Origin of the sequence: Vibrio floridensis (genome assembly GCF_021852965.1) — a bacterium.
Lineage (GTDB): Bacteria > Pseudomonadota > Gammaproteobacteria > Enterobacterales > Vibrionaceae > Vibrio > Vibrio floridensis.
On the sequence record NZ_JAKGCY010000001.1, the window covers coordinates 355,232 to 367,415 of the forward strand.

At 47.5% G+C, this 12,184-nt stretch carries 6 protein-coding genes; all 6 read left to right on the top strand.

Features of this window, described 5'->3' with window-relative positions; all coding sequences use genetic code 11:
- Positions 1 to 308 precede the first annotated feature (308 nt).
- The 6 genes from LZU85_RS01460 (at position 309) to LZU85_RS01485 (ending at position 12,096) form a co-directional block, all read left to right on the top strand.
- Positions 309 to 1,682, top strand: a complete 1,374-nt coding sequence (locus LZU85_RS01460) for a carbohydrate porin (protein WP_231140527.1) — start codon at positions 309 to 311, stop codon at positions 1,680 to 1,682.
- Positions 1,683 to 1,871: 189 nt separating this feature from the next.
- The gene (locus tag LZU85_RS01465) at positions 1,872 to 4,595 is read left to right on the top strand and encodes a carbohydrate binding domain-containing protein (RefSeq protein WP_237286184.1); all 2,724 of its coding nucleotides are present in this window, start codon (positions 1,872 to 1,874) and stop codon (positions 4,593 to 4,595) included.
- Between the two features lie 84 nt (positions 4,596 to 4,679).
- Positions 4,680 to 6,590: a glycoside hydrolase family 17 protein gene (locus tag LZU85_RS01470; protein WP_060533154.1), complete on the top strand. Its 1,911-nt coding sequence runs from the start codon at positions 4,680 to 4,682 to the stop codon at positions 6,588 to 6,590.
- 94 nt (positions 6,591 to 6,684) lie between these two features.
- Positions 6,685 to 8,037: a glycoside hydrolase family 16 protein gene (locus tag LZU85_RS01475; RefSeq protein ID WP_237286185.1), complete on the top strand. Its 1,353-nt coding sequence runs from the start codon at positions 6,685 to 6,687 to the stop codon at positions 8,035 to 8,037.
- Positions 8,038 to 8,054: 17 nt separating this feature from the next.
- Complete coding sequence (locus LZU85_RS01480; protein WP_237286186.1) at positions 8,055 to 10,175, top strand: carboxypeptidase-like regulatory domain-containing protein; 2,121 nt, start codon at positions 8,055 to 8,057, stop codon at positions 10,173 to 10,175.
- A gap of 319 nt (positions 10,176 to 10,494) precedes the next feature.
- Positions 10,495 to 12,096 carry a glycoside hydrolase family 16 protein gene (locus tag LZU85_RS01485; protein WP_237286187.1) on the top strand — a complete coding sequence of 534 codons (1,602 nt, stop codon included), beginning with the start codon at positions 10,495 to 10,497 and terminating at the stop codon, positions 12,094 to 12,096.
- Positions 12,097 to 12,184: the final 88 nt, after the last annotated feature.

The following is a 12,184-nucleotide window of genomic DNA, read 5'->3' on the forward strand; positions in this document are numbered from 1 at the left end:
ACCGTGTTGCAGGGGATTATAATGTGATCTATGCACAAAGAAAGCGCTTGCTTGTTGGTGGCGCTCACGTTTTTCATCCTTATTTGTTTCTAGAATGGTTTTATCGACGGAGAACATTGTGAACTATGGGTTTGTCAATGTTATTTCTGTCGCTTAGCGAGAGCGCTCTGTCTTCTTGGTTCGTTTTCTCGCTCTTTTTTTAAAACAAAAAGAAAGCGCTTTCTTTTTGGGTTGCCAAAGTCGAAAGCGTTTAATCCAATCGTGATCGCCTAGCAATCAATGGCTAAGGGACAAAAGGGAGAACCACAGTGGTCAATCAATTTCACTTCATAAAATCGAAACTTACGCTCGGCGTTGCTATAGGACTTGTTTTCGCGTCTCAAGCGCATGCCGCGGAGATGAGTAGCATCGAATTTCATGGATATTTTCGTGCTGGTGTGATTAATAGTGTTGAAAATGATCTAAAACGCTCTAATTTTGCTGGTCAGAAGGAAACATTAGGTCGTTTAGGCATTGAAGCCGACAACGATTACAAAGCCAACCTTGTTAGCAATTGGGATTTTGACGACGGTAGAAATTTCCGTATTAATTTTGGTGTCGGAGCAAAAGGGAAAGAAGCAGGATTATCTTCCAGCGCGGATGGATTTGATGCCGCGATCACTAATGCGTTTGTCGAGTTAAAAGGTGTTTCACCAACGGGCACGTTTTGGGCTGGTAAGCGAGAATATGGTAAGAGTGATAATTATATTTTCATGACCGACTTCTTTTACACAGATATGTCCGGTATCGGAATTGGCTTAACGGATTTAAGTCTTTTTGGCAATGAATTTGACCTTGCCTATATAGCTAGTGACCGATATGACGAAAATACAGACCGATGGGCAGATTCTCCAGCACAAGTTGGTAATAATGAGACTAACTTAAATAATCTTCTCCATGCAATCCATATTGGAACCAGTTTTGATAATCTCTCAGTATCCGCTTTATTAAAGGCAATGCCAGACAACTGGGATGCACAGGGGAAAGAGTGGGCTGAAACCGGTTTTGATTTGACACTGACTTATAAGATGTCGAGTTTCTTTGGTTTATCTGGCAATGGCTTTTCCAATATTATCGCTCAAGCTGGTAAAGGCTTGGGTGCTGGCAATTTGTTAGGTGGCACCATAACGGACTACAACGCTTATGCTCCCGGCTCTTTAGCTCAGGGGCAGCATGACGACTGGGGAGCGGCAGGCGATGCGCGTCAGCTCCTTTCAAAAGTTGAGGATGATGATACCTCTGCAAGAGTGATGCTCTGGGGGGGCTACACTTTTGATAACGGAGTCGGGTTTTTCCCATCCATTCAAGGTCAGTATAACCATATGGCGTCAGGGGATGCTCGTTCACAGAGCGACTACAACTACTGGTTGTCTGCAATGACAAGAATGACAGTGCCTGTTAGTTCTCATTTTTACGTTCAAGGTGAAGTGGGCTACGCATACAACAATTGGGGCGGGAGTTCGTGGAACCAATCTAAGTTAACCATTGCACCAACGTTTATTTTGCCAACCTCTGTCGGAGTGAATCCTGAAATTAGACTGCTAGCCTCATATTTACCGAAATCTTGGACTAATTTAAATGAGGTTTCAGGCAAACCTGAGGATGACTTTATTGTTGGCTTCCAAGCTGATCTTTGGTGGTAAGTTAATTACGTTAAATGAAATAGCATAATAACTTATTTAATTAATTTAACTTAAATTTAATTTATATAAGCAGCAACGCTAAGTAATTAAATTTCGAAGTTTTATTCGCTCGTAGTCGCTCTTTATTGAGCAATGAGTGACGATTGATCACAACCAAAATTATCATGGATATATTTTAAGGACATTTGGATGAGCAACGAAATAAAGCATTTCAGGCTGACTAATATTGTGTTGGCCAGTGCGATAGCATTATTGATCAGTGGGTGTGGTGAAGAGAGCCTAACGAATCCACAGACAACACCTGAACCACCAACGACGAATCCGCCAACCACGAATCCGGGTGCGGACTTCGTGATTTTTCAAGATCAAGTTAATAGTGCTTGGCCAGCATGGGATTGTTGTGGTGGCACGACACCCACTAATCCGGTGGAGCTAGGGGACTATGGCATTGTGACGGAGTTTACTGTGGGAGCAACACCGGCCGTTTTGGGTTTTGTTCGCTCTCAAACTGCAGGGCCACTCGATATTAGTGCCTATCAAGCCAAAGGGACGGTTGAATTTGATATCAAACTGATGAGTGCGCCGATTGCTGGCCCGACCAACTGGTTTATCAAGTTGGAAAGCAATGGTGGGGCGATTAATGCAGGTGGGGAGGAAGCGGAAGTATCGATCACCACACCTCTGGTCAACACATGGCAAAAGGTTTCCATCCCGGTGGCGGACTTAGCAAACTTAGGTCTTGATCTGACAAGTGTTGATAACTTCTTGATTTATCCAGCCTGGGGCACAGGAGAAGGGGCGGTATACCGCGTTGATAATATCAAGTTTATCCTCGATGGCGTGACGGAACCGCAACCAGACCCTGAGCCGACACCAAGACCCGATGCAGACAGCGGACTTAAACTGGATCTCACTCAAGCGGTGACGGATTTCGGTGGTTCGGTCTCTCAGTTGGGGGTTACTGATCCTGCGGTTTTAGCCGCTGTATCGTCGAGCAGTCAAATCATCAGAACCACCAAAACCGACGGTGCTGAAACGTGGGCCGGGACAACCTTGGGCGATCTGACAGCGATTCCGTTTGCTGACGATCGGCAAAAAGTTTCCGTGTGGATTTACTCTGAAGAGAGCAGCATACCAGTATTGCTAAAGCTTGAAGACCAAAATGACGGAGAGAAATTTGTCGAAGCGCTTGCGACAACCACGATTGCGGGTGCTTGGGAAAAAGTGACGTTTGATTTCTCACTTCCTCACGCTGGCGCTGTGGATTCCAGTGTTGTTTACGATAAGAAGTCCATTTTCTTCGATTTTGGCCAACCGGGTACTGGGACTGTGTTCTACTGGGATGACATGACTTTCGTTGATGCTGCTAGCACAACCAATCCCGATGAACCGGATTTACCAATCGATCCCGCTCAAATCACACTGTTTAACGATGCAGCCAATCCCAAATGGGTGGCGTGGGATTGTTGTGGTGGCTCGACACCCAGCGTGATCACAGACTCAGATAGCCAATATGGTGCGGTCACGGAGTTTGTGATCAACGGCCCCACCGTGGTTGGTTTCTCATCGCGCGCAGATGCTGGTGCTGTCGAGGGTAAACCAATCGACGTGAGTGCTTGGCAGGACAAAGGAACGGTTTCTTTTGATCTCAAACTGACCAATGATGCGGGCGCGACGGATTGGAAATTTAAAGTCGAGTCTGTGAGCGCTGCAACGGCAGTGGAAATGAGCTTGGCTGAGGCACCTGAACTGAACACGTGGAAACATTACCAAATTAGTCTCAATGATCTTGCCAACGCGGGATTAGACCTAGCAAACATTGATTTGCTGATGATCTTCCCTGCATGGGGCTCAGGGATTGGGTCAAGTTATCTGGTAGATAACGTCGTCTTCTCCGCAACGGGTGCGACATCGCCATCAGATCCGACTGAACCGCCACTCCCACCAACGCAAGATGGTACTAATTTATTGATTAATGGAGATTTTTCTTCAAACAAGCTTGACCCTTGGTATCAAGTCGGTGGTGGTAGCGTTGAAGTGATTGATGGCGTACTTAAGGCAGAGGCGTATTCAGGGGGCGAGGCGCGCATTAAGCAGCAGCGAATTGGTGCCGGTCAGTTGAAGGCCAATCAATCCGTCACTGTGACTTTTAAGATGAAAGGTGAGCTTAGCGATGGCGGCGTGGTTAACGGTATTGTTCACACTGAATCACCTGCAGGGGTATCGGGCACCGAAGTTCTCTCTTTGCCTGCGCCGACATCTGAATGGGTAGAACACAGCTTCACATTCAACATTGGTAACGATCCAGAATGGGGGCTTGGCCTAACGCTTGGTGGTGTGTGCGGTGCGGTAGATAGCTGTATGGCAAAAGTCGAGTTCGATGACATACGTCTTATCGCTGTTGTGACGCCACCACCAACAGACCCCGATTCGCCAAATCCAGACCTACCACCGGTCGACAATACGGGTAACTTACTGATTAACGGTGATTTTGCGACAGATAAACTCGACCCATGGTTTCAAGTGGGCGGTGGTAGTGTTTCCGTGACTAATGGCACCGTCCGCACCTCTACAGGGATAGGTGGTGAAGCTCGAATTAAACAACAGCGCGTTGGTCAAGGAACATTAGTTGCAAATCAATCCGTTACAGTGACGTTTTATATGAAAGGCCAAGTGACCGATGGTGGTGTGGTCAATGGTGTGATTCACACAGAGTCACCGGCTGGCGTTTCTGGTACAGAGGTGCTTTCTTTGCCTTCGCCAACCAATGAGTGGGTAGAACATAGTTTTACCTTCAACATTGGCAGCGATCCTGAGTGGGGCCTGGGCTTTACCCTAGGGGGCGTGTGCGGTGCGGTAGCGGGCTGCTCTGTTGCCGTTGACTTCGACAACATCCGCTTAACAGCAAACTAATCATTCGGTCTGTGCGTGTGAACGCACAGACCACATTCAACGATCACCATCGATCATGACGTCTCAAAGAGTTAGGAAACAGAGATGAAAAAACAGAATTTGAAACTCCTCGCTTTCGCAGTTAGCACACTGTTGTTAAGCGGCTGTGGCGATGAAGCCTTGAGCAACAATCCCGGAACAAATGATGGCAATGGAAGCGTCGTGCTCAAGCCGCAACCTAAACCGACTCAACAACCCAGCGCGCGTAATGGCGACGACTTATTGGGCAACCCTCAATATCCGGCTATTTCTTATGGGGCCTGGCGGTCAAATGTACGTGAATCGGGTGAAAATGTTCCGAGTGTTGCGCAACAGATTGAAGATATGAAAATCCTCTCTGCACTCGGCATTAAGGTTATCCGTACTTACAACACCCAAGGGTTTATTGGCACGGACGGTAAGTCCAACACAGAAAACTTGCTGGAGGCGATAAGCCAACTCAAGCAGCAAGATCCCGATTTTGAAATGTATGTCATGCTCGGCATTTGGATTGATGCTTTGAACTCTTGGACCAATCTTACCGTTGAACATGATAAAGACAATCCGAAGAATTTTGATGAAATCGCTAAAGCAAAGGAGCTCGCACTCAAGTATCCCGATATCGTGAAAGTATTGGCCGTGGGTAACGAAGCTATGGTGGATTGGGCGCCATACCATGTCACACCACAAATCATCCTCAATCATGTTGAAGATCTGCAGCAGTGGAAGCTTAGCAGCGAATCAACCAAGGACATTTGGGTTACCTCTTCAGACAATTACGCGGTTTGGTCTGGTCAAGATGCCAATGGCAATCAGAGTGAGCAGGCGGTGTTGAAGGCCCTGATCAACGCGGTGGATTATGTGTCACTGCATACCTATGCGTTGCATGACACTCACTATCATCCCGACTTCTCACAGCAGTGGAAAGTGCCGAAAAGTGAGCAGAATCTCGCCAAGCAAGAGCAGATTGACTCGGCCATGAAGCGTGCCTATCAACATACATTAGGTCAGATACAAGTGGCGCAGAGTTTCGTCAATCGTGTTGATGCAATGAAGCCCATTCATCTGGGGGAAACCGGTTGGTCCTCCATATCGACTGATGGGTTGGGAGTTGGAGGCACCCAAGCGGCCGATGAGTATAAACAGAAGCGTTTCTATGACGACATGCGCGCCTGGAGTGATCAATTTGGTGCTTCGCTGTTTTTCTTTCAGGCTTTTGATGAGCCATGGAAAGGGGATGCCAACAACCCATCGCATTCGGAAAAGCATTTTGGGCTTATTGATATCAATTGTTCAGTGAAGCATGTGCTTTGGGAGCAAGTTGATGCACTAAACAATCTGGGGTTAACCAGAGATTGTCCGGGAACTGGCTTTTCAGCGAGTTACTCGGGGGATTTTGCAACCCTAATGGACGCGGTTTTAGCGCCACCTAAAGCACCGATTGACACGCCACCTGCCGAGGGAGAGTTCAAAGTGCTGGGTAACGATGTTTATTCGGGTGCCAGTGTCTATGGTTGGGACAACCCCATCACGGCTTGGGCCGGTGTCAATAATGAGACCGGCGTTTTGACTGTGGCTGCCGATCCGGCGTTAGCGGCGGTTTGGGGATGGGGGGCAGGCATCGGCAATAGTGCCAATCCGACCAATCTTTCTTCCTCCAGAAAAATGACCTTCGAGATCCGCGGCCTTGATGGCGGTGAGAGCCAGCTTGCGACATTTGGTTTTTACCTTGGTTTTCAAACAGCGGCGGGCGGTGGCAGTAACCATTGGGTACGTTTTAATGCTGGACAGGGCTACACACTGAGCAAAGATTGGGTTAAGTACACAATTGATCTCAACAAATTTTCTCAGTTTTCCTCAGCTGATCTAACTAAGGTCACGTCGCCATTTACTATCGCTGATATCTATGAAACATCGGGTGGCAGCACTCCAAGTCGCAGTGATATCGAGGTGAGAAACATCTCTTGGCTTGAATAGTCAACCTTGTTTAATCGGGGATATCGCAAGATATCCCCACCGTAGCCTACTTACACCATTCGTATCCGATCAAAGACGTATCGGAGGGAGATCTATGTTTACTATTACGTGTTTACCCCGTTTAAAGCCAAAAGGTTGTGTTGAGAAAACGATAAAACCAACCAGTATTATCAGCCTTTTTACCCTGCTTCTGTCGAATACTGTGTACGCGGGTTGGGAAGTGCAGTGGATTGATACTTTCGAGGGTGAAGGGGTGAATTGGAGCAACTGGACGGCGCAAACTCAGGCGAATTACAACAACGAGGTGCAATGTTATACCGCCGATGATCACTCTAATCAAAGAAACTACGACGTTTCCAATGGGACTCTTAAGATCATCGCAAGAAAGGAGAGGGTCAATTGCCCCTCGCTCGGCGGTCAAAGCAAATCCTGGACGTCGGGGCGCCTCAACTCGAAAGACAAACGCGAGTTTCTGTATGGAAAACTTGAGGCAAGAATTCGTTTTCATAACCTAGAAAAAGGGACTTGGCCTGCATTTTGGATGCTGGAGAACCGCATTGCGGAGCAACCGATAAAAGGGGATGGAGACAGTGCTCAATGGCCTCTAAGAGGGGCTGGGGAAATCGATGTTTGGGAATGGTATGCGCACCAACCTGATCGCTATATCACCAACTTCTTTAATGCCGAGGGCTGTGGTGGAGAATACCGTTATTCTTATCCAAATGGTGCAGCCGATGTACTGGACTGGCATCGCTATTCGATTGAATGGACAAAAGAGAAAATTGATTTCTTTATCGATCAAACATTGGTGGTTTCACGAGATATTCGTCAGTGTCAGCAATATCATGAACCGATGTTTGCGTTAATCAATCTCGCGATGGGGGGGATGCTGGGAGGGGCTATTGATCCGAACTTGCAGCAAGCAACCTTGGAAGTGGATTATATCGCTCACTGTCAAACGAGTGAAACAAGCCAGTCACTTTATTGTAACGAAGAGGCTCCTCGTAAAGAGCCCACTAAACCAGAACAACCCGCGGTTAATGCCTCATTAAGCATGTATCAAAATGGTCTTGCGACCACAGAGATCAGCCGAACATCGGGGCAAGTGACGGTGCTGGCCGACCTCGAACTGGATCCTGCTGAAGTCGACAACTATAGCCTTTATTGGCAGGCACAGTCGCTACACAACCCTATTATCGACGGTAAGCAGTTGCGCTTCGATCCGATTTCGATGGATAAGGGGCAATATCAGTTGGGGCTATCTCTCGTACACATCGATGACGTTGATTCAACCTTCTCAAAACAGCTGTACTTTTCAGTGACTGAACCAAACAACGCAAACGGAAAAAACGATACCTCTTCAGCAGGTGGAACACATTTCATCCCTTTTGCTGCGCTGCTATTACTGGCGACTTGGCGCCGAAAATCCAATGTCTCTATTCATTAATATAAGGAAATAATCTCATGGGAAAGATGCCTTCAATACTGAGTGCATTGCTTTGCTCTACCTTGCTGGCCGGATGTGGTGGTGATTCAGGGACTAAGCCATCTCCAGACACAAATCTGCCGTCTTTAAACCAGTTAACCGTAGCCATTCGCAATGCCAATGATCAACAACCGATCGGCAATGCAGAGGTGATCGTCACTTCTGAAACGCAAAAAAATTATCGTCGCACCACGGATGCACAGGGAAAAGCGCGGTTTCAGTTAGAAAGCGGTCGTTACCAAATCTCCTCAGATCCGACGGGTTTTCAAGCTGGTCAACTGAATGTCGAGTTGGCTGATAGCGATCAGTCGGTCAATCTTGATCTGGAAAAAGAGGCCATCGTGGGTGGCTCAGAACTCTATCTGTTTCACTCCGACTACGAAGACTCCCACTACATGCAATTTTGGGGTGATACTTGGGGCTCTGGTGCTGTCGTAGAAAATATCCGTAATGATGAAACGTTCTCTCGTGCTCTTAAGATATCCAGCGGCACTAACTGGGGATTTGGCGCCGCAATTGCTTGGGGAAATGAGCAAGCTAACGCCATTGACGCACGAGCTTACAACTATGCGCAGTTTTTTCTCAAACCAAGTGGTTTCAATCAAGTGGAAGTTGTGGTTAACGGGTTTAGTATTCCTGAACAGAAAATCACCTATCCAATGAGCGATGGAGAGGCGGTCGGCAATGGTTGGCTTAAGTTTGAAGTGCCGATCCCGTCTGTTGCGGATTTACGCTGGTTCGGTCTTGTTTTTCTCTCGGATCAAAACAGCAGCGTTATGCTGAGCAACCTCTCCTTCATTCACAAAGAGGTACAACTCAGCGAACCAGCCGGTCCTGCACCCGTGCCTAATGTTACTGACTCACAGGCGTTCTCTATTTTCAGTGATTCACTGCAAGAGGATAAGTTTGTCTCGTTGTGGAATGAGAACTGGTGGAATGCGCCAATTTATTCATCCGGCGTTATCGAGGGCAACCACTACAGTCGTTATGAAATCGCAGGAGCGGGAAGCAATGGCGGCGTTGTCGGTATTCAGTATGGTATTGAATATGGCAGTGTCGATGTGTCAGAACATGATGTCTGGAATATTGATCTGTATGCCGAATCTGGCATTGATCGTATCTCTTTACAGCTCGTTTCTACCGATGGTTCGGCAAGCTACGAAATTAATAATCCTGTTGCCAACCAGTGGGTTAGCTATGCGATCCCGATGTCTAGTATGCTGGCCAATGATCCCAATGCCCTAAACACCAAACAGATGCAAATGGCTGGTATTCAGATGTGGGGGGCGGCAGGAAAAGCGCTCTTTGTCGATAATCTCTATTTCTCTGGCAGCGCAGAGCAACACCAGTTGACCGTGACTGTCAAAAATGAATTAGGGCAACCTTTGCAAAACGCAACGGTTTTTGTTGGTCAAGATGGTGAATATGATACTGCATACAAACGGAGCACCAATGCCAGTGGTGTTGCCAGTTTGCAACTGCCAAAAGGCAAGCAAAAGGTCAAAGCCACGGCAGAGGGGTATGGTGTGGCTCAATGGTTGACGACACTGGATAACTCGCTTCAAACAACGATTTCCCTTGAGCCTCTTAAGCCTGGCCCAACAACGCCAGCACCAGTACCAAATGTTGACAGCAAAGCGGTTATCTCGCTGTTTAGTGATGCATTAACGAGTGAATCATGGATAAGTTACTGGTCAGATAACTGGTGGAATGCGCCTAAGCATGAGTTGGTTAATATCTCGGGCAACCAGACCGCGAAATTTACGCCAACGCCTGATGGCGTTAGTGGCGGTGTGACAGGAATACAGTATGGTATTGAACGCCCTGTTGATGCGAGTAATAAATCCGGAATGCATCTTGACCTTTATCTCACCTCTGGCATCAACAAAGTACAGTTTCAGTTGCTCTCATCTGGCGGGCCACTTATCTATACGTTAGATAGTTTAGAGACGGGAAAGTGGCTGTCGGTTGAACTGCCTTTTACAGCAGCTGATGGTAATAACGCCAGCTTTGATCAAAGTAAGATGCAGCAGTTGGGTCTGGCACTTTGGGGAGCAACCAGTGATAGCGTCTATTTAGACAATATCTACTTTTACTAGCGCTTAACGTCAAGGCCGTTGTAGGACGCGATAAGTGACTACGTTTTATGATTTTGGTGTGTGTTGTTTGCCTAAGGGATAAAAATCGATAGAACTGTGATTAATCTCAATTGAAAGCGCTTTCTTTTATTGCTGTCATCACAGTTTTGATACTCTCGGAAACAGTAAGATAGTGGCTGAGTGTCCTCTTGGGGGCGTTTCTTGTGGGCCGTCACGTGCCCACATTTTTCTCCAATCAAAGAAAGCGCTTTCTTTGGTTGGGGGATAAACGTGCACATTAGACGAATTAGCATGATGAAAGACTCATGAGGGAGAAAACATGAGAAAAAACAAATATTTTCAGTGCCATCAAATCGCCATTGCCATTTCAATCGGTTTGCTAGCAGGTTGTACTCAAACAGGTTCGAGTGACAGCGCTTCCGGTACTGATTTTGTTCAAACTAAAAAGCCAGTGATGCTACAGGATCAACCTACGCCACCGAGCGCAAAGTGGCAACTTGCATGGGCGGATGAGTTTGACGGGAGTGAAATCAACAAGCGCAATTGGAGCCTTGAACAAAACTGTTGGGGTGGCGGTAACAACGAACAGCAGTGTTATACCAAGCGCAGTCGTAATGCTTTTGTTCAAGATGGCTATTTGCACATTGTGGCGCACAAAGAGAGTTTCACTGGCCCTGATGATGCTGATGGTAAACCGGGGTTGAACAAAACCTTGCCATTTACCTCCGCGCGTTTGCGCACCAAAGGCAAACGCGACCACAAATATGGCCGTTTTGAAATTCGCGCCAAACTGCCATCAGGGCAGGGAACGTGGCCAGCGATTTGGATGCTGCCGACCGACAACAAATACGGCACTTGGGCGGCCTCTGGTGAAATCGATATCATGGAAGCGGTTAACCTGAAAGCGCAATCCGATGCGCCAGGAGCACAAGCGGGTGATGGTGAAAATCGCATTTACGGCAGCCTGCATTATGGCAAAGCATGGCCAGATAATGTCTACAGTGGGCAAGGCGTGTCACTGCCGAACAACATCAACCCTGCTGATGACTTCCATACCTACGCGATTGAGTGGGAAGAAGGGGAAATTCGTTGGTACGTCGACAACATTCACTACGCGACACAAACGCAAGATGAGTGGTACAGCCAATACAAAGTCGATGGTGCTCTGGTCAACGCCAAAGGCGCAGCACCGTTTGATGAACGTTTCCATTTGCTGCTCAACCTTGCCGTGGGCGGCTCTTGGTCGGCCAATGCCAACCAAAAAGGGATTGATAAATCGGACTTCCCGAAAACCATGCTGGTGGATTATGTGAAAGTATATCGCTGCTCGGCAGATCGCTGGAAAGGCAAAGGCTGTGCGACCATCGGTGAGCAAGCGGTGAAGGTCAAAGGGCATCAAGCTCCGACGATTTTGGCGCAAGATGACCGCTACGCTGATGGGCCAAACCTAGATATTTTCTCCGAAAGCCTCAACAGCAACTTGGCGTACGGCAGTTACGATCCAATGGACATTGTTTCGCACCAAGAAGTGGCCGATGGTGATCACGGCCAAGTGCTGAAAATCACCAAGCAAAATGGCGCGGGTAACCTTTATTTCCGCTCACCCACCACCGACGTGAGCCATTGGTTAGAGAGTGGTGAATTGATCTTTGATATCAAAGTGGAGTCGATGACCGACGGCAGTGAGTTGATGGTGAAGATCGACAGTGGCTGGCCAAAAACCAGTGACATGACGGTGGCACTACCACCGATTGGTCAGTGGGGTGAAGTGCGCATCAAACTGGCGGATCTCTTAGCGCAGTCCAACCGCTTTGTTGCAGGTAACCAAGCCGATCCTAAAATGATCAACAACTTACTGGTGTTTGAACCGACTGCCGCGATGACGTTCAGTTTGGATAATATTCGTTTCGAAAAGCGCTAACTGATACAGAATGGCCAAAGCTCGTGGTGAAAATCACGGGCTTTTTGTTTTTTGGGGCATTTTTTCGTTTTTTAAGGCACAAAACGGC